The following is a 19286-nucleotide window of genomic DNA, read 5'->3' on the forward strand; positions in this document are numbered from 1 at the left end:
GCAAAATAACCGTCATAAGTCTATTATTGGGTACATAGTATTTATCCAATTTTATATCCAAAAAAGACGAATTAAATGACATCGAAGCATTAATAATTGAATGACATAGAGGATTTCCTTTGAACACTTTTTCTCAATCAGCATCTAGTCATGACATACTCTCAGATAATACACAAGTTAATGAATATGTGCCTATTACCCAGTCAAGCACACAAGGGCAATCACCTAATAGATTACTCCGTGTAGCATTGATTAATAGCTATCTAAAAGGTCAAGCTCATCTACTAAATGTTGATAACAACTGTATTTTAACAGGGCATAACTCCGCTGGTAAAACGACTCTAATGGGAGCTATTGCTCCATTTTATGGCGTACCTTTGAGTGCTATTGCCAGAAAGTCTGAAGTGAATAAAAGCTTTATTGAGTTTTATCTACCTTATGATAATAGTTATATCGTTTATGAATATGTACGAGATGGTCAATCACGTTGTGTCATCTTAAGCAGTCAGGATAAAAAGCAGATATTTAACTTTATCAATAGTAGCTATAAAGATGATTGGTTTATCGGTAAAAGAAATGATGAGTTTTACTTTAAAGGAAGCGTGGAGGTCATGCGCGCTATTAAGTCGCAAGGACTACAGGTATCAAGTAATATCAGTCAGCTAGAGTATGAAGCGATTATTAGCAACTGCCCAATGAAACGCTTAAAAATAACATCTGCACAAGCTCGTAGAACCATTGCGAAATATCGTCCTGATTATGCCCTTACGTCAGATCCACACGCCACATTTTTTGGTTTTTCTCCTATTGTTAATAATGTTTTTCAAACTCAGCTGGAATTTGATGATATATGTGCTTTCTTAGTAGAAGCTATGAAAACGCAGGACATGCTAAGTAGTGATGAGCTGAGGTTAGATGCGGTGAATATTGATACCGCCAAATGGGTGCGTCAGCGCGAAACGTGGCAGCAAATAGAGGCGCTTAAACCAAAATTCGAGACATTAACCCAATCTTTAAATGACAATATTGCTCATCAACAGCAGCTGGCTGACATAAGACATCAAGCATTAAGTTTACTATCCAAAATTCGTAATGAGATTATCGAAAAAGGTGAAATAAATAAGACGCTTGATACCCAATATCATAGTGTGAAAAAGGAAGCTGGCGATAAAGAAACCACTTGGTACTCCGTCAAAGGCAAACTAGAGGCTGATATTAAGCTAACGGCAAATGAGTTAGAAAACCTTAAAAATAAAAAAGAGGCGTTTGAACAAGGAACTCAAGATAAATATCAGCACGAGCCTATGTTTAAGTTAAAAGCGCGAGTTGCGCAAATAGACAGTTTGCAAGCGCAGAAAAAAAGTAAAGGCGAGAGTTTGCAAGCTTATAAGATACAACTAGAGGAGACAAAGACAAACTTAGAGAAAATTGAAGCACTATTTAAAGATGAAATTCGCAACCTTGAAAAAACGCGTGATGAGGCAGTCCATAGAATCAATCAAGCCAAGAGCGTGACGGATTTTGAATTCAGTGAAAAACAACGAAGTATAGAAAATAGCCTGTCCAAAGAGAAACAACGTTTACAGTCGCAATTTCAGATGCAAAGTGAAGCGATTAAAAGTGAGACTGCACGCATTAATATAGAAAAAGCGACTAAGCGTACTCAAGCCAGTAACTTACCGTTTAGCCAGTCCTCACAAAACGCTATTGATAACAATATTAGCGAAATAGCCAGCTTACGTAAAACGCTTAAAGACCATCAAATTCAGCTAAAAGAAGCACAGGCAGAAAAGATTGATATAAAGGATGAGACAGATAGCCAATTAAACCAACAACGTCGCATTAATGACACTATTAACCAGCATCAAGACAATAAGGTACATCTAGAATCTTTGGTACAGGGTGATACCTTGTTCAGCTTTTTAATCCAAAGTGAAGCAAACGACAAGTCGTATCATGCCGTTCACCAAATACGTAAAACAATTAATCCTGCATTGTTAAATCGAGCAGATTTAAATCCTGATTGGCTGGTAGATGACGAGGAGTCTAATGTCGTTGATAGCGTGCATACCGGTTTGTACGGCTTAAGATTGAATACTAGCGCTATACCCAGCTCAGATATCCGTACTCATGCTGACATTGCTCAAGACATACTCAGCCATGAGCAACAGATAGACTCAAGCAATGCTGAGTTGGCTGAACTAGAAAATACACTCAATAAGCTAAATAAACGTAAAAAACAAAATGAGCAAGAGTTTACTCAATCACAGCTTGCTGAGCAAAAAACAGAAAACGAGATTGAAGCTTTAGAAGATCATGGGCGCTATTTGCTTATTCAGGCAGAAGAGGAAAGGCAAAAGCGTTTATCTGAGATACAAAGTCAAATACAGACGCTGGATGACCAGCTAACGACTAACCATACAAAACTGGACGCTCTAAACCTAGAAGAGCAAAGTCAGTTAAGTGCATTAAATGAAGCTTATACGGTTGATAGTGATCAATTAAATCAAGAAAAGCAGGCGTGTTTAGATGATTTAACAATTCAATTGGATAAAGCCAAAGCAGAGTATGAAACCCGCTTAGCTGAAGCGACGATGCGTAAAAACCAAGCAGTCGAAAACGAAGGCTATGACCCTAGTATTCTAAATAGCATACATGCTGATATCGAGATTTTAGACTCAAAGCTTTTGACTGCTGAACAAGCAAAGCGTCGCATTGATGATTATAATATATTTCTTGAAAATGAATATGCAGAGTTAGCAGCGCTTGAAAGCCAAAAAAATGAGCTAGAGACAAGCCTGATTGTACAGCAACATGTTTATGAGCAATATGCTAGTGAGACCCGACATTTACTCAATGAGTTACAAGCAAAGATAACTAAGACTGCCGAAAGACTGAGTGTGCTAGAGGCAGATAAACTCAATCTAACCTCGCACCTTAAAAAGCTAGAGCTAACGTTAAACTCTGCTTTAATCGATGTGAATACTAGTTTATCACCTGCTAATGCACCTGAAGTAGAGAACCATTTACTTGCAGAAGATGTGCATTTGCAAACAGAGCGTATCTTACGCAGTATGCAAAGTCACATAGAGCGGGCAGACACCACCATAAAGCAAGGGGTTAAGCTGGTTGATACCATCAAAAAACCCTTCTTTGATAATGAGTCGATGTTTCAAGCGTTACTGTCTCAATCTGACATTATGGGTAGAACGACAGAAATTAACTGGTTTTTACAGTCCAGATTTTTTATGGACTATATGAACAACGAACACGAAAGTAAAAAAGAGATGATCGTTGGGCATTATATTGTGGAAGCTGAGAAAATAAATAATTTTAAACATGACTTAGATAACGCCGATAATAATTTAAATAAATTTACTCGAAATATTAATAAAAACTGCTCCGATATTTGTGACAACTTAAATGCCTTAGCAATCGAAGAGTTTAAGATGAGTATCAGTTCAAGCATAAAAGATAACGAGTGGTATAAAGTGCTCGATGACTTTTCTGAAGCATATGATAATTGGCGGGGCTCTGAGCGCATTCATCACCCTATGCCAAGTGAGTATTTACTTGCCAGCCTAGATAAAGTGCAGCACTTTATTGGGCAGAATAAATTGAATGTTAAATTTGCCCAGCAGTTCTCAATGGATCTGATGGTCAAGCAACATGGTCAAGCGCCAAGAACTGCAACGAAAACCAATTCATTTAAAGCATTGTCATCTAACGGTACCATGCGTATAGCTCAACTTATTATTTACTTGTCTTTACTATCTATGATTTCAACGGCTACTAATACTGAGCTCAAGCTATTTATTGATGAAATCGGTGTGCTTGATCCACAAAATACTCAAGAACTATTAGAGCTGCTTAAGAGCCAGAAAGTCTCTGCTATGTGCGCCGCGCCTCAAGTTGTTGATGATGCAGTTATTCCTTTATTCACTAATAACATTGCCTGTAGTCGTGATAAAAGTAATACCTATAGACTGTCTCAAACCGATGACTTATCCTCCCTAACTCAAGAAGCCACTATGGAAGCTCACGGAGTCTTTGACTTATGATTGAGATGACGATTGCTAGAAAACTCTTACAAAACAAGTTTATTTGTCTCATTACGGACGAGGAGGGTTATCACTGGTTAAAAATGCCTGATAATTTTGAGCGCATGACAGCTATTCTAGAGCCACTAGGCATGAGGTTAACCACCTTTAGTGAAGGTGAGGTCTTTGCTGGTATCAACATTGCCGTAGATGAGACGGATAAAAAAAGAGTCGTCAAAGAATTCGAAGATATTCATTACAATATTTATCCCATCATCGATATATTGACAGCGCTGGCTAGTGCTGATGAAGATGGGGACACCCTATATATGGGGAAAATAATAAAGCAGGATAAGTTGGTAATCACCGTTAACGATAATCAAGAGTTTGCAACACGCTTAAAAAAATTGGCAGAGTTTACCAATAGTGTTAATAAACCCAACGATGAGCAAGTGGGAGCGTTACTTAACAAACTACAAAAAGATGAACTTCTTTACTTGGTTAATCCTGAGAAAAAGGTATACCGAGTAACGGGAAAGATGGAGTACATCAATCGTATTATTGAGTTTATCAATGAGAATTACTTAGAAAAGGAGAGTGAAACACACACTCAACAGGGACTTGATCTATGAGCCGTGGTGGACAGTTAACTGAGGACAAAATTCGCGATTTAGGCCGAGCGACCGAAAGCCGCGCCGACTTGCTATTACAAGCTTATCTGTCTGAGTTATCTATTGAGGACAGTCAATCAACCAAGCATTATCGGACGCTACGTGATTGCGGTGTCATCCAAGAAGGTCTAGATGCCATAACGATTAGTAAAGAGATGAGACGCATCTTCGATGTTATGGCAAAAAAATCCCATCGTTTGCATGTAATGCCTGATATAGAAGAGTGGAAACGCAATATAGAGCATTATAGTAAACTTGCACTAAATGCATCATACGAAGTGGATGAGGCGAGTAATGAGCAAGGTTTTTTAGACACTATCGAAGATTATAGTTATGAATTGGCTGATGCGCTTATCCAAGAGATGGCGAGTATAGAGTTCACGATTAATTCAGAATTAAACAACACGTTTAACCTGAAATCAAAACGCATCATACTAGATACACTCACACAAAAAATAAAGTCACAAATAGAAAAGGTGCAAAGCCTTAGCCGAGAAGAGTTGCATAAATGCCATGCCGGTAACTATAAAGTATCTATGATACTAGACAACCTTCTTTTTGGTACTATCGACCAATGTATTAAAGAGTTAACGATTAGTCTAGATAAAACCGTCATTCTTATTGATAAGTTAAAGAAAGAACAAACACGTCAAAACGAGATGTTATGGCGACTTCATCGGCATATCCGTAACGGCCAATATAATCCTAAAGATGTGGTATTAAGTTTTGATGACTTGGTATCTCATAACTTAGCCTTTGGTGGCATGGCAGTTGAGACTCAGCTAACCAATGTTGATGTAGAGGAGGATAAGTTCCTACTGCTTGGCTTACTTGATAAGATGTCACCACCTAAACGCACACTCAAAGATAGTGTGAGTAATCATTATGATGATCCCTTATTACACGTCGATGATGATAATACGAGTAAGCCACTACTGAGTGAAGAACAACGCTGGGCGTATGACTTCATGAAATATAACAATACGAATGATATAAATAAGAATCTGTCTGTCAGACAATTTTGGGAGCGGTTTGAAGTCAATCGTATTATCAAATTCAAATCGTTTTTAGCCTTAGTTATGCATATTTGTAAAAGCAATTTTAGGGACGATGCCATCGTGCATACCAAAGAGGGTTATCAATGGAAACTGTACCTTAAGACCAAGACACCATCAGAGCTTTGTAATACCATACGTATTTTCGATGCGCGCTATATAAGATATAAAGTAGCAGATAATGAACCTAGTTTGGATAAGGTATGGAGATGATATGGAGCCAAGACTTGCTAATAAGTTAGCTCAAAAACGAACATTGAAAACCTTACGTGATGGTTTGCTCAAACGCACGAAGGTATTCACGTACCGTAATGAAGACAATATTTTTTATATGTTGTGTCAGTATGATAAGACGATTGGATATTCAGCAGGCAAAAAGATATACCTTTCTGATATAGGTTGGCAAAGCATTATTAATTTAGTGGAAGCTGGAACGGGCTTTAACCTTATTTCAGATGATATTGAAGATTTATCCCAAAAAGGACGATTAGAAAATAGTACGATAATGGTTGACGAGAAAATATTGAGTAGATCGCCAACACAGGGGTTTCTTCTATGTCGCTTATTAGGTAGTGCAGAGACGCTAAGTCAGACAACAGACCACTTCGCTAATCAATCAACACCATTACGGTCTTATTTAGGTGTGCATATAAACCATATTTCAAATTGGGACATAGATACAATTGTAGTGATTGAAAACTTTGCATCTTTTACTGAGTTCACTGACTCTCATTTAAGCTCAATAGAGGGTGTAAGCAATAATGGAATTGTATTACTTATCTACAGAGGACACGATGATAAAAACATCTATAGTGTCGCAACAGAGATATCACGCTTAAGCTGTCCTAAATATATCTTTGCGGATTATGATTTAGCAGGCTTGCAATTGGCCGAAGTTATTGCTGAACGTATCAAAGCCGCAGGCTATATTTTGCCCAAAAAGGCTAGGCACAATCAGAGCTTATTAAAGCTAAATAAAATAGCGGAGCGTGAAAAACAGTCTGCTACTACTATTAAGGACTCAGTATTACAGCCATATATGAATGATATGAAAGATAGGTTTCTGGCGGTCACTCAAGAGGCTTTGATGGCGCACGAGGTGAAGCTTGAGATTGTGAGTAGAGAATAATTGGCTCTTTAAGAAAAGCATAAGTTTAAACAGTCCACCTAACTAATCCATCTAAAGCTCTCATAGCCTTGAGTCACTAAGGGTACGGAGTTACTTAAACTCTAAGCTGATAGTTCTAATAGCTTTATAACGCTATTGAATTGTTCGATATACTTCTACACATGAGATATATTCATTTTTTATTAATTAAGGTTGAATATTTTAATTATATTGAGCTTTTACATTAACTGAGTTCAGATACTAAAGCAAATAAAGTATTGGCTATACTATTGTAATGACGGAAATTCAAATAATGGCAGTCGCGACTTTGCACCAATATAAACCACGGGGCACAATTTTTTTATTCAGTTCCTCATTTTAGAACGAAGATCTTGGGAACTACCTACGTGAGATGGAAAGAGTTATATTATCTCTAATAAGATAGGAGATTAAAGGCCTCGTATAGTTTATACATAGTTTGAAAAAGTGAGATTTTTCCGAAGTTCCCGAAGTTCCCAGTATATTTATGCGTAATGTAAGTACTGATATCTATAAAGTCCTTTTATAGAAATAGATACGAAATCGGTAATCTATATACAAATGTTATTATAGGTCATCGTCATAAAAGAGTTCGGGCTACTGTAATAGATAATAATAAAAAGATATTATGGAAACAAGAATAGGGAAGAAGGCATGGTTACCGTGATACAAAGATCTAAAATTAAAACAATTATTTCGGATAGCAAAAATGATTCTCCAAGATATAATCTTAGAGAATCAAAAAATTAAGTGCTTATACTGTATTAGTATTTACTAGTGATTAACTTAACAGTATATTAAACACTGCCTTAAGATATATCAAATATCATAGCGCATGATTTGACCTCTAACAGCATGAGCGCGACCAATTTTAATATGTTTATTGTTAAGCTTCAAAGTAACTCGTTTTGGTTCATTGTACTTGACTAAGTCGTGGTCTTTTAGAACATTAAGGACTTGTTGTTTGCTATAAGGAAGGCATATTTCTTCGAATGTTTCGGTGCCAAAAAGATAGAGGTCATCATCCGATTTATAATAGCCAGATTGTTTATTGATTTTTTGCCTACAGTTACCAACAATCTGGAAACGACTACCTGCATATTTTTCCAGATAACCAGCAATCTGACCAATTATTTTTCGGTCTTCTTGTTTGCCATCATGCCCATAATTATCAATCCAGTTGTCAAAGCATATTTTTGCTGCAGTCGAGGCTTGTCCATCCTGCCAACCTGTAATGCCGGCTTTTGTAGCTAGCTCGCCAGCAGCAGCAACAACTGCAAACCGTTTGCCAACTCTGTAAGCCTGAGATTTAACATGACTGTAATCATGCATAAATTTTTCAATTATGTGGTTTGCTTCGGTGATTACTGAATCTTTATTTAGAGTAATATAATTTAGCCAACTAGTACCAGCAGTCCCATAATACTGATTCGTTAGTTTTGTCAATATATCTGCTTGTTTTTCAGGGGTAGTGGCTAAAACCAAACTATCGAAAATACCTAAATTTTTTCCTGCGTCAGCATCAATATGACATAACCGGACTTCCATACCAGGGTTATGTCGTTTATTAGAGTGCCTGAGCATAGACTGTAGTGTTTCTTCACCGCTTGATAAAAGTAAGATTCGCCAAGTTTGCACGACTCTATTACCTCCATCAGCGGTACTCCTGCTTTTACCCATTCCATTTGAAAGCATATAAAATATGTCCTCTAATGAGTTTTTCTCAGCCTGACTAATTTCATCCATAATTAAAATACCATCGTTGCACATAGCTGCTAAGTATTCAGCGGCATTTTTAGTTGTATTCCAGTTTTTAACATAGTCTCTTTTGCCCCAAACGCTAGCTGCTACGTATAAACTAAGTGATTTTCCAATACTAGATTTACCTAGCATATGAAAGCCACCGCCTTCGATATCTAAGATTTTGAGTAGTGGACCAGTAAATGCACAGCTGATAGCAAAATTTAATCTACTTTGAACACCTAGTGGAGAGCACAAATTTTCTTGCCACTCTTCTAGAGTACCTTTTTGACTATATCCGTGATTTAATGAGCTCTCTGGTTGATAAATGATTTTTTCATTTGTTTTTCCATAGACTCTATCAGGCGTAACAAAAACGTTGTCATGCCATCCAACCTTATTAGTAAAAACAAACAAGCTTTCAATTGGATGATTGTTTAGGTAAAAGTCTAAAGCATCTTGTAAATTCTTTTTCGTTGATACAACTAAACCTCTTCGAGCCACCTCCCTACGATACTTACGACTATCACTCTGTATTAATTCTATCGGTACTGACCAAGTGTGCAACGTATTTGATTTGTCTAACCACTCTAAAACTATACCCCATTGTGAATGGTCAACATTTCGACTACGAGCTACGACTTTGATAGGGGAGCAAATCTTTTCTCTCTTAGGCTTCGATCCATTTTTATTGTCAACAATATAGTACAAGCCATCGATACATTGCTTGATGTACCCTTTATCATATTTCATAGCTAGCGTACTAAGATTATCTTCTGCTACAATAGCAGAAGATGATTTACGAAGATCATCTGTCAGTAACGTTTGATTTACCTGTCCACTTTGCAGAGTGGACAGGTTTTCTTTTGCCGAGTTAACGAGCTCAGCGGCTTCTTCATCTTTATCAAAAGCTATTACACTATCTTGATTGCTCTTAGTCATAATAATCTTTCCTTTGATATATGAACTATATAGTTCATAACTGTAAAACTTCTATTCTCTTTAAAAGAAAATTGAAGGGTGGGTGTTGATACCTTTTCAAACTCCTTTAAGCTAGTAATGAGCTGTAAAAGACTTTTCACATCTATCAAGGTACTCATCAAGATGCCTTTTTCTATAAATGACATGCCCGCCAACCTTACTGTATACAATTCCGTTCGAATTATGGCAGCGCATATACTGTAATGAACTTGGCGACTTTCCAATGTAGCAGGCTGCATAATTTGGAGAGAATGGAGTACTGGCAGGCGCATTTACAACTGCATTTTTCATCGACCTCTTTTCTTCATCAGTGTACTGCGACCATGGTTTTTTCTGAGTCATTTTTATCTCCTGCTAGAAAGCTGTTAATAGATAAATATCAATAAACTATGATAAATCTATATAAATTAAAATAAACTTGCATAAACGTAATATACAACATATAAATACGCTGCGCAATGTATATTCGAAGGAAATAAAAATTAATGAAGAGGAATCGGGAGATACTGGAAAAAGTTGGTTTAATTGTATATATAGTCAGTGAAAAGTAATTTCGATACATCACGCGCTGCTGATATCAGTTTTTCTTGCTTGCTGTACCTACGCAGACAGAGGCTAAAAAAAATTGATATCAGCAATAGCGTAGCGTTTTTAGGATATTTTGACTATACGTAAAAAAACCACCTATTAGGTGGTCGTTATTAAGTTCACTTAAGATTTATTATTGTGAATAATAGTTAGCTGAACCATGTTATTCAGTTGAGCGTTATGTAAGAAGAGTGGTATCTACCATGTGTCTATATTAGTCCATGAATACACCCAGCCAAGAATTTTTATTTTACTTATATCTCTAGCATTGATGATTTCCTCACCAAACTCTTTGTTTTGACTACGAATTAGTAATCCTCCGTCTGGATTTTTATGAAGTATTCTAATACGGTGAACCAATTCATGTTTGAAATAATATGCTCTTCCGTCTTTTATAGTTTGTTTGCTAGTATCTATGGCACATTCAGCCTTGCGACGAATTATAGGAGACATGCTGTCATCCTCTAAAGTAACATAAATTGTCTTATTTATATCCGCACCTGCTACTTCCGCGATATTAGATAAAAAGTTTACTGATTTTCTTTGATTTTCGGTAAGATAGTCTAAGAAATCTGATTCTTTAGGCATGTCTTCAAATATCCCCGTTTCTTTTTCATAGTTTTGTTCCATTTCCTGTTGCATCTCATTAAAACGCTCTTCATTGAATTTATCATATAGTTCCTCTAAGTATCTAATGCTATAAGGAACATTGTTTTTAAGCTTTAACTCATTAAGGTACATATCTCTATTTTCTTTTTTAAGCGCATTTTCCATGTCATCTAGATCATCATAAGTAGCGTAGTAATTATCACCCTCTCTGATCCAGTCTGGATGAACATCAAAAACTTCTGCCAAACGCAACGTATATTCGTGATTGGGCTCAGCGTCACCTGATAGCCATTTGGATACCGTTCCTCGCGATGCACCAATGGCTTTAGATATATCGATTTGTCTTAAGCGTTTCTGCTTCATACGTTCTTTAAGTCGCTCGGACATAGTTGATTCTGAATTAGAATGCATTTAATAACCCCTTGTTTCCTAGTATAGAGAAACATTATAACAGTGTTTCTCTATACTAGGAAACAAGTATTTGATGCATACTTCACTGCGTTTATTTATGCTGTTCACAGTAGATGATTAAATGGCTTGATTTTTTGCTATTAAGTTGACTGTGTTCTATCTTTCTACTAGTTTGAGATAGCGACAGAGATTGTAGAAACATAACAACTGCTAGCAAAATGGTAAATCTAGGGTTCAAACCCTAATAGAATGTGAAGACGTTTTGTTTAGTTTAAACATTCTACCTAAAAACCTCACGACACCCATCGTCGCATTACTCACATCTGCCCTTGAATTGTTCAAGCCGCTGTCTCTACAATCAAAGGCATATTCATTCACAAATATTTAAGTGCTTGGATTTACCTTTTTTATGCCGACAATAAGCCGAGACTGCCATGTATGCGCTCATCGACTGCAACAGCTTTTATGCCAACTGTGAGAAGCTCTTTCGTCCTGATCTAAAGGACAAGCCTGTGGTCGTGTTGTCTAACAATGATGGTTGCGTCGTTGCTCGCTCACCTGAGGCAAAGCTATTGGGTATTAAGATGGGTGTACCGTACTTTCAAGTCAAAGACTTCTGTGAGCACAATAACATCACTGTCTTTAGTTCCAACTACACCCTCTATGCTGATATCTCCCAGCGTGTCATGATGACACTTGAGACCCTCTGTCCAACGGTCGAGGTGTATTCAATCGATGAAGCCTTTTTATACTTAGCTGACTATCCTGCTGCCATGCAAGATCTCAGTGCTTACGGGCATAAGCTTAAAGCCATTGTCGAGATGCACACGGGTATTCCAGTGGGTGTCGGTATTGGCACTACTAAGACCATGGCAAAGCTTGCCAATCATGCGGCTAAGACGTATCCCGCCACCAAAGGCGTCTGCGTGTTAGATAATATCAGATGGATACGCCGCATCATGCAGATAACCGATGTCGGTGAGTTATGGGGTGTGGGTCGTCGTTATAAGGTTAGGCTCAATGAGATGGGTATCCATACCGTCTACCAGTTAGCCATCTGTGAGCCTGGAAAGATAAGGCAACACTTCGGCGTGGTACTCGAGCGCACCTGCTTAGAGCTAAACGGTCAGTCCTGTCTGGGTATTGACAGCATAGCGCCCAAAAAGCAAATCATCTCCTCACGCTCTTTCTCTGAGCGTATCATAGATCAGCAAGCACTTAGTGAGTCTATCTGTACTCATGTGGCAAAAGCTGCCAGTAAACTACGACAGCAAGACAGCGTCTGTGCTTATATCACGGTCTTTGCTAAGAACAGCCCCTTTAGTAAGAACGAGCCTTATGTCTCTATCTCTGGCGACTATCACTTCATCACGCCTACAGCAGACACCAGAGTGATGGTCACCGCTGCTAGGCAAGTACTAAAGGTTATCTATAAAGAAAAGGTACGCTACGCGAAAGCGGGTGTGATGCTGCTTGGTATTTGCCAGCATGATGAGGTACAGCTTGATTTGTTTGCAGAAGACAAAGCAGCTAGTGAGGATAAAAAGAAAAGCACAGAAGTCACTGCCATCATGGATGCGCTCAATAAAAAGTACGGACAGAACAGCAATCAGCAAGCGGCGGTGTTTATCGCTAGTGAAGGTATTAAAGGTAAGCAGTCGTGGCAGATGAGCCGTAATATGCTATCGCCATGCTATACCACCAATATCAATCAGTTGCCTAAGGTGCATTAGATGACGGTCAAAATAATTGGTAAGCTCACCAATGAAGGTGAAACAGTATTACTGTCGTTGTACAGTGATAAGGTCAAAGCGGGCTTTCCAAGCCCAGCCACTGACTATGTGCAAAACTGTATTGATTTAAACACACTGCTCATACGCCATCCTGCATCGACATATTTGGTTGAAGTGGAAGGGGACAGTATGGTCAATATCGGCATCTACCCCAATGACATCTTAATCGTTGATCGCTCACTGACAGCCTGTCATAAAGACATTGTGATTGCGCTGATAGATGATGGCTTTACGGCTAAGCAATTGATACTGGGTGAGCACATCATACTGAGAGCGCATAATGAGAATTATGCTGATATTGTGGTTAAAGGGTCGCTTGAATTGTTCGGTGTGGTAGCGAGCAGCATTAGACGGTTTAAGCGGTGAGGGTAGAGTGATAAGTACGGTCAGATTTATAGCAGATAACACAGTAGTAACGAGCATTATTAACGTCAATCAAGGGAGCAAAGCAATGACTGATAAAACAGAGCAAAGTGAATCTAGTGATTTGGTACAAGGATGGGTAGACAGATCAGCACTAAACGCCATACAAATGAGCGAGGATGAGAACTACCGTCAGCTGGTGTCTGCAAGAGCAACGAATTGGGGTAAGGATATTCGGGAGAGGTCAGATCAGCGGATCAGACAGTCACAAGCGCCGCATTTAGAGATATAGTTGTTTATATGAATAGTGGATTTAAAAGATTAAACCATTAGTGCCTTTATAATGTCCAATTAATACCTAACGTTTCTTTTGATAGTAAGGTTAAGTCGGAAAAGCATTCTGTAACGCCTCCAAACCAAATCTGTGGATTGTAGCGGTTGGCTTTGTTTAGCCTCAACATCTTTTTTTCTAGATCATAAACAGCACCTGCAGTGCCTTTTAATTCAAGTAGTGAGTCATAACGATAAGGCATTTGACCACCACTAAATCTAGATTTCACACTGTTTGAGGTAATGCCTATCTTAAAAAACAATTCGTTATTGCCTTCGCAGACAATTAAATAAAAAATAGCGGTTCCATTATTCTTACGTTCACACTGATTAATAAAGTCAGTTCTGGTCCATCCTCCTGATTTTTCCTTACCACATTCAGGACAGCCATGGCCATTTAAGTGTCTTTTACCTTTCTGTGTAAAGGAGCCGTGTTTAATGCACTTTATTGTTACGTGCTTGGCTTGGCTTTTAAAGTTTAAGTCCTGGTCATAAATATAGTTTCCTTCATGAACCGCTTGAGCTTTTGTTATAAAATTAGCAGCTCTTGCACGCCTATCACACTCTTTACACCCACCATATTTACTATCCAAATGCATGGTTGGGTTTGTAATGAATTCTGTTTTACAGATATTGCACTTTAAGTGTAAGTCAAAAAACTTAGGGTTTTTCTCTTCTTTCGAGTAATCAAAACGTTTCCCCCATTGTTTGTTGGCTTTTCTTAAATATATTATGCTCGCCTCACAAATCCAGCAAACAGGAGAGGCATTCGGTATATGCTTTGAAGCTTCTCTACCTTGGTCACAGTTATTACATATGGCTTGCGGTATCTCAACTTGTATTAAGGTATCGTTATGCTGAGTCATTGCGTCATGTCCTAACATATCTATTTACAATATTAAAAAATAATCTATCCATTCTCCATCAACCAATCTATCAGACTCTATACAGAAGGGAACGACCCAAAGTCGTAGGCTTTTATCTAGCCTAAAGTAAGGCATGGGTAGGATAAACTTCTCGTGCTTAGGATAAATCAGCATCAAATCACCACTGCCAGATAGGTACTTATGCCCGTAGGCAAACATTTGATAAATATCATTTTGGCTCAGATCAAAGTTTTTTTCGCCATTAGAGCTATCAATTAACTTCCATTTTGTGTCCATTACGTAACGATTCTCACCCTGATGAGTAATCAGTAAGTCAGGTTTTAAATAGAAGCGGTTTTTATCTGTATCAGATAGTTTATCTCCAGCTTCAATCATATACCTGCTAGAGGCTTGAGTTTTAAGCTGCCATGGAAACTTAACCATTTTTTTCAGACAAGCAGCAACGTGTTCTTCGAATAAGCGTTCCATTGGAAACAGTAAAGAGATACCTCTGTATGAGCCTTTTTGGAAGTGAGGGTTCATTTTTTCCAAAATGAGCTCGCACCAAGGCTTGATAGCCTGATAGTTATGTAGGGTTTTGCTGTTCGACCATTTAGCCATTAGCTTCATAGGGTTAGCAAGGCTTTTAACTGGGCTTAAAATATGCGATAGCTCATTTGCTAGACGCCAGTTTTCAGGACTACGACAGTTATCTTGAATGTAATCTAGTGCAGTCTTTATAAGACGATTTTCTAAACGATTGGGATGGTAGATATCGTGTCTTATATGGAACAGGTGCGCACGCTCAGCAGGTTGACGCTGCTGAGCAGTTACATTTAACTGACCACGTATGAACTTACTTTCCTCTTCGACTCTTAGATAGTCAAAGCGCAAGCCTGAAGCAACCAATCCGTTTAGTTGGGTTAAGAATTGATGATAAATCCATTCATGTATGGGCAAGTTCATGCGTGTGAGCTGAGCTGCATGAACTTCTTTGTAGGGGAGGTTCAGCGCTGAGCACAGCATCTTACATAATACAGCTCTACCATTCTGTGGGTCATACTCTGAATTACTTATCTTAGGTAATACTTCTATACCCTCACCAGCAGGGCTCTGCAGATACCCTACATAAGAGTGCAGCCTCAGGCGGTCAGATTTTTCAAAGCTAATAAATCTACCAGAATTTGGCTGCTCGCTTAAGCTCACTAGCCACTTAAAAGTATCGGGTTTTATGACCGCTACATCTGGGGTAGGACTAACCGAGGTGTCAGTAGTGAGCCTCGCGTATTCTCTGACCTGAATATGTTTTAGCATTACTCAGCCTGTAGATCAGCAGGGATAATCCCTGCATAGGCTTTGGCACGATTAAAAGCCTCATTATTGATACGATAACGTCTATCCATAATTTGGTCAGTCACACTATCATGAAACAGCGATTTAACATCGGGTGTTAAGTTATCAACTTGAATGAATCTATCATTGCTATCTTTTGCAGGGTCATTAAGCACCCAGCCAATACGCTCCCAATCTGAGAAGAAATACTCCTGTAATAAAGGAATAATACGGTTCTCAAATATATTGGCAAGCTCTTCTGCTCTTTCCTCATCTGATTGTAGGTCCATAAGTGACCAGAAGTAAGCATGACCTATGGTGTGCTCTCGATCTAATAATACTTCGATACGTTGATTTATCACTTCAAGTATTTCAGAAACTGGAACATTATGAACGTTAACTTCCTTCAAGTGCGAAGGTTCTGGTAGCAACTCAATGAATTCAAACCTGCGGCGGAGTGCGAAGTCAATTTGCGCCAACGATTTATCCGCAGTGTTCATCGTACCAAGTACGTATAGGTTTGAGGGTACTGAAAACTTCTCCTTAGAATAGGGCAACGTAACTTCGCGTGCATCGCTCCCGTCTTTACGTTTATCAGGTTCTAATAGTGTGATGAGCTCACCAAATATACGCGAAATATTACCTCTGTTTATCTCATCGATTATGATTAAATGAGGTTTATTAACTGCGCTTTCAGTTGAATGAACAGTAAGTAGCTCTTTAAGTTTGTCTCGGTTAATCGTACTGTCTTTAAGGTTATACAAAGTCATTTGAGACAGGGATTTTTCAAACAGTTTTTCTTTAGGAAGGCTTGTTTCATATACTCGTAGCCATTTAACCTTTCTTGACTGTTGATAGCCAATACGATCAGACAAGTCTAGGAATTCATAATTTCCAGTTACCTCTGCTATTGCACGAAATTTATGATTACCATCGGAGATAATTACTAGGTCACCAGTTTTAATGACGTTCTTAAAGCTATTAACGGCAGTTGCTAGATAATTGTAAGGGTCATCCGCAAGAGAGATGTTACGGGTCGACTCAAACTTTGAAACGACCTGCTTTCTATTTTCACACCCTGTAAAGTTAATATCTTCGCCCCAGCCAAGAAGGATATAGTTATTCTCAATACACTCATTGAAAATATCTTCACCCTCATCTTCTAGTGTATTACCAAGGGACAACTTCCAAATTTTCTTACCATCAATATTAACTGACTGCGTTGATCCAGTTCTTTCTTTCGCATTGGTATCGGCCAAACTGCATATACTCTTAAAGATACCTGGTATAACGTCATAGCTGATTATTGATTGATTGTCAGGTCCTTTATTCACGGTAGGTCTAATGCCCTCAACAAAGTCTTCATAGGCAAAGCTTTGATGAAAGGTTGTGAATGCAATGCGCCCTTTGCTAGTTAGCTCATCATACTTTTGCTTCAGCAGGATACGCTTTTCATCATCTGCTAGGTCTTTAAGTACCAATGCTTGATACCATTCGGGATCAACACACTCTACAGCAAGTTCTGTCGTTTTATAAGTTTTACCTGTACCAGGAGGACCGTATAAGATACGGTTTAAAGGTTGTGGTATATAATCGTCATCGATCTCATATTCAGTACTTTTGGATGAAACAGTATGAGAGGTTTTAGCTTTATTTTTATTTAATAGCCATGCTTCATACGAAATTTCATAGAAAGTTTGATCGGTTTTCGAGGCTACGTTATGCATGGTTTCTTGATAATTATGCCAACCGTCTTTAGGGGCATCAATGCTCTTAGAGATGAGCCAAGGACGAGTTTGACTATCAACAGGCAAGTAATTTGATGGGTCTATGTAAAATAAATTTTGGGTAAGTTTAGTGAAAGCGGTACCAGGAATCTGCATGGCAGAGTCGAATAAATCCCCATCAACATTACGATCACGTGCTTGGTGAAATATCTTCCAAAGCATAGGGATATACTCAGGCTTTCTTATATAACCGTATGGAAACATCCATACTTTCTGTGGGTTTGATCTAGGCAAACCATTTAAATCAGTTGGTATAAGACTTTGTAATTCTAGCTTAGTAAGTAACCTAGTAAGAGTTCGAAGGCTTCGAGCTTCGCCGTATTTCATTATTAATGAAAAGAATGAGAAGGGGTCCATGACCTTAACTTTACTTTTCTCATTTTTTAATAACTGATCCTGAAGGCCATTATTTACCCCAATCTCTATGAGGATATCGACTAAATCCTCTTGCTTGTCTTCAAAGTCAACTAGCCAATCCGAAATTGCTTTGAAGGCTGGTATCCAAGTAAATTCATATTGTTTATTTTGACTTAATGTCATCTCCATATCTTTATAGTTGTTGTCCACAAAGTTTAAATCTTTCATCGCCTCTACCAGCTCATCTCGCATTGTCCACTCAAAAAAATTGCTAGAGTCATATCTGCCAGTCATGACTATTCGCCAATAGATTTGACTACCGTCATTACTGACGATTTGGAATCTATTAAGCTCTTTTTGGACTTGCTTGCCGAACTGGGTGATAGCGCCGTTGAAAGTATTGTGATGCAGCTCGTATTTATCGCCAAGAGCTTTGCAGGTGGATTTATGTTCAGGTTCTAAATAAAAAGCTATTAAGGCGTCTATGTAGCTGCGCTTCAATATGTCTTTGTTAGACAGTACTTGCTTCCATTCATCTTTGGTAACAAAGGTTGGGGATTCGTAGTCGCCCTCTGTGACTGTTATTATTTCCATTGATAATTCCGTTAGTATTTAATAGTTTATAGTGAAAGTTGATATTGTTTATTAAGGATGTATTAGACTAGATTGAGCTATATAGAACTGACTCATTATCACGTAGTCGATACAATCTTCATGTGCTTCACCCAAATGCGGTTTGAAGGCTAAACTGCTTTAGGTGTTTAATAGCTGATCTCTTAAATATTAAGAAAACTTAGGATGTAGTAGTAACTCAGGTACTCCATTAGAGCTGACATAGACCACGGCATTTTGGCTGAAGTGACAACACAGTTTGAGGCTGGTTTCTTCATCTATCGGATAAGTAAAGAAGCTGTCTTCTCGCCACTTACCATCCTTACCTATACCGTAGCCGTCAGTCACATTTAGACCTAGTTTAAGTAGTTTTTCTTTCAAGGTTTGATTAGCTTTTTGGTTGTCTTCAACCGTAAGCTCTTCTCCTAACGGGTTCCAAGCCGTAATAAATAACCCGCCGGCAGGAGCGAATTGCTGCAAAAGAGAGGCAGCTTTTGAGGAAAGCTCACCAATATTAAAAAAGGTGTCGCGAAAGTGATAATCGGTTTGATGATAAGCTTCTATAAGGGAAGGATCTAACATAGCTTGCTCGCTAAAATAATAG

Annotated in this window: 14 protein-coding genes; 7 read left to right on the plus strand and 7 right to left on the minus strand. The window is 38.3% G+C overall.

Annotated elements, in window-relative coordinates:
* Positions 1–119: 119 nt before the first annotated feature.
* Genes AAEY83_RS09100 through AAEY83_RS09115 form a run of 4 tightly spaced genes read left to right on the plus strand, consistent with a single transcriptional unit; the run spans position 120 to position 6895 of the window.
* A complete protein-coding gene (locus AAEY83_RS09100) occupies positions 120–4061 on the plus strand; it encodes an ATP-binding protein (RefSeq protein WP_025643588.1) in 3942 nt (1313 codons plus the stop codon).
* Complete coding sequence (locus AAEY83_RS09105) at positions 4058–4672, plus strand: condensin complex protein MksE (protein WP_025643587.1); 615 nt, start codon at positions 4058–4060, stop codon at positions 4670–4672. The genes AAEY83_RS09100 and AAEY83_RS09105 overlap by 4 nt, the downstream gene beginning before the upstream one ends.
* On the plus strand, positions 4669–5979 hold the full coding sequence (locus AAEY83_RS09110; protein WP_025643585.1) for a hypothetical protein: 1311 nt from the start codon (positions 4669–4671) through the stop codon (positions 5977–5979). The genes AAEY83_RS09105 and AAEY83_RS09110 overlap by 4 nt, the downstream gene beginning before the upstream one ends.
* Position 5980: 1 nt before the next feature.
* Positions 5981–6895, plus strand: coding sequence for a DUF7281 domain-containing protein (locus AAEY83_RS09115; RefSeq protein ID WP_025643583.1), 915 nt, complete (start codon positions 5981–5983; stop codon positions 6893–6895).
* Between the two features lie 837 nt (positions 6896–7732).
* Here AAEY83_RS09115 and AAEY83_RS09120 read toward each other — a convergent pair.
* From AAEY83_RS09120 to AAEY83_RS09130, 3 genes are all read right to left on the minus strand, one after another.
* Positions 7733–9595, minus strand: coding sequence for a DUF927 domain-containing protein (locus AAEY83_RS09120; RefSeq protein WP_025643581.1), 1863 nt, complete (start codon positions 9593–9595; stop codon positions 7733–7735).
* Between the two features lie 111 nt (positions 9596–9706).
* Positions 9707–9976: a helix-turn-helix domain-containing protein gene (locus tag AAEY83_RS09125; protein WP_156923930.1), complete on the minus strand. Its 270-nt coding sequence runs from the start codon at positions 9974–9976 to the stop codon at positions 9707–9709.
* A gap of 444 nt (positions 9977–10420) precedes the next feature.
* The gene (locus AAEY83_RS09130) at positions 10421–11242 is read right to left on the minus strand and encodes a S24 family peptidase (RefSeq protein WP_025643579.1); all 822 of its coding nucleotides are present in this window, start codon (positions 11240–11242) and stop codon (positions 10421–10423) included.
* A gap of 434 nt (positions 11243–11676) precedes the next feature.
* On the opposite strand from AAEY83_RS09130, the gene umuC reads away from it, so the two are divergent.
* The 3 genes from umuC to AAEY83_RS09145 all read left to right on the plus strand — a co-directional run bounded on the left by umuC (position 11677) and on the right by AAEY83_RS09145 (position 13690).
* Entirely contained in the window at positions 11677–12975 is a 1299-nt protein-coding gene (umuC, locus tag AAEY83_RS09135) for a translesion error-prone DNA polymerase V subunit UmuC (RefSeq protein WP_025643578.1), read from the plus strand.
* A complete protein-coding gene (locus AAEY83_RS09140; RefSeq protein ID WP_025643577.1) occupies positions 12976–13401 on the plus strand; it encodes a LexA family protein in 426 nt (141 codons plus the stop codon). It abuts the gene before it with no gap.
* An 85-nt stretch (positions 13402–13486) separates the two neighbouring features.
* Entirely contained in the window at positions 13487–13690 is a 204-nt protein-coding gene (locus AAEY83_RS09145; RefSeq protein WP_025643576.1) for a hypothetical protein, read from the plus strand.
* Positions 13691–13736: 46 nt separating this feature from the next.
* On the opposite strand, the gene AAEY83_RS09150 is transcribed toward AAEY83_RS09145, so the two are convergent.
* The 4 genes from AAEY83_RS09150 to AAEY83_RS09165 all read right to left on the minus strand — a co-directional run bounded on the left by AAEY83_RS09150 (position 13737) and on the right by AAEY83_RS09165 (position 19264).
* Positions 13737–14594 carry a DUF723 domain-containing protein gene (locus tag AAEY83_RS09150; RefSeq protein WP_025643574.1) on the minus strand — a complete coding sequence of 286 codons (858 nt, stop codon included), beginning with the start codon at positions 14592–14594 and terminating at the stop codon, positions 13737–13739.
* A 24-nt stretch (positions 14595–14618) separates the two neighbouring features.
* Entirely contained in the window at positions 14619–15908 is a 1290-nt protein-coding gene (locus AAEY83_RS09155; RefSeq protein WP_025643573.1) for an McrC family protein, read from the minus strand.
* Positions 15908–18664: a DUF8426 domain-containing protein gene (locus AAEY83_RS09160; protein ID WP_025643571.1), complete on the minus strand. Its 2757-nt coding sequence runs from the start codon at positions 18662–18664 to the stop codon at positions 15908–15910. The genes AAEY83_RS09155 and AAEY83_RS09160 overlap by 1 nt, the downstream gene beginning before the upstream one ends.
* Positions 18665–18853: 189 nt before the next feature.
* Positions 18854–19264 (minus strand): DUF3293 domain-containing protein, encoded by a 411-nt coding sequence (locus tag AAEY83_RS09165; protein WP_025643570.1) that lies wholly within the window; start codon positions 19262–19264, stop codon positions 18854–18856.
* Between the last annotated feature and the right edge of the window lie 22 nt (positions 19265–19286).

Origin of the sequence: Psychrobacter sp. TB20-MNA-CIBAN-0197 (assembly GCF_040309765.1) — a bacterium.
In the GTDB taxonomy this organism is placed as follows: domain Bacteria; phylum Pseudomonadota; class Gammaproteobacteria; order Pseudomonadales; family Moraxellaceae; genus Psychrobacter; species Psychrobacter submarinus.

What these genes read in the sequence shown, in the direction of transcription:
- umuC (WP_025643578.1), top strand. Translation starts at nt 11,677, where the DNA reads ATGTATGCGCTCATCGACTGCAACAGCTTTTATGCCAACTGTGAGAAG.
- AAEY83_RS09150 (WP_025643574.1), bottom strand. Translation starts at nt 14,594, where the DNA reads ATGACTCAGCATAACGATACCTTAATACAAGTTGAGATACCGCAAGCC.
- AAEY83_RS09120 (WP_025643581.1), bottom strand. Translation starts at nt 9,595, where the DNA reads ATGACTAAGAGCAATCAAGATAGTGTAATAGCTTTTGATAAAGATGAA.
- AAEY83_RS09115 (WP_025643583.1), top strand. Translation starts at nt 5,981, where the DNA reads ATGGAGCCAAGACTTGCTAATAAGTTAGCTCAAAAACGAACATTGAAA.
- AAEY83_RS09140 (WP_025643577.1), top strand. Translation starts at nt 12,976, where the DNA reads ATGACGGTCAAAATAATTGGTAAGCTCACCAATGAAGGTGAAACAGTA.
- AAEY83_RS09105 (WP_025643587.1), top strand. Translation starts at nt 4,058, where the DNA reads ATGATTGAGATGACGATTGCTAGAAAACTCTTACAAAACAAGTTTATT.
- AAEY83_RS09145 (WP_025643576.1), top strand. Translation starts at nt 13,487, where the DNA reads ATGACTGATAAAACAGAGCAAAGTGAATCTAGTGATTTGGTACAAGGA.
- AAEY83_RS09110 (WP_025643585.1), top strand. Translation starts at nt 4,669, where the DNA reads ATGAGCCGTGGTGGACAGTTAACTGAGGACAAAATTCGCGATTTAGGC.
- AAEY83_RS09125 (WP_156923930.1), bottom strand. Translation starts at nt 9,976, where the DNA reads ATGACTCAGAAAAAACCATGGTCGCAGTACACTGATGAAGAAAAGAGG.
- AAEY83_RS09160 (WP_025643571.1), bottom strand. Translation starts at nt 18,664, where the DNA reads ATGGAAATAATAACAGTCACAGAGGGCGACTACGAATCCCCAACCTTT.
- AAEY83_RS09130 (WP_025643579.1), bottom strand. Translation starts at nt 11,242, where the DNA reads ATGCATTCTAATTCAGAATCAACTATGTCCGAGCGACTTAAAGAACGT.
- AAEY83_RS09165 (WP_025643570.1), bottom strand. Translation starts at nt 19,264, where the DNA reads ATGTTAGATCCTTCCCTTATAGAAGCTTATCATCAAACCGATTATCAC.
- AAEY83_RS09155 (WP_025643573.1), bottom strand. Translation starts at nt 15,908, where the DNA reads ATGCTAAAACATATTCAGGTCAGAGAATACGCGAGGCTCACTACTGAC.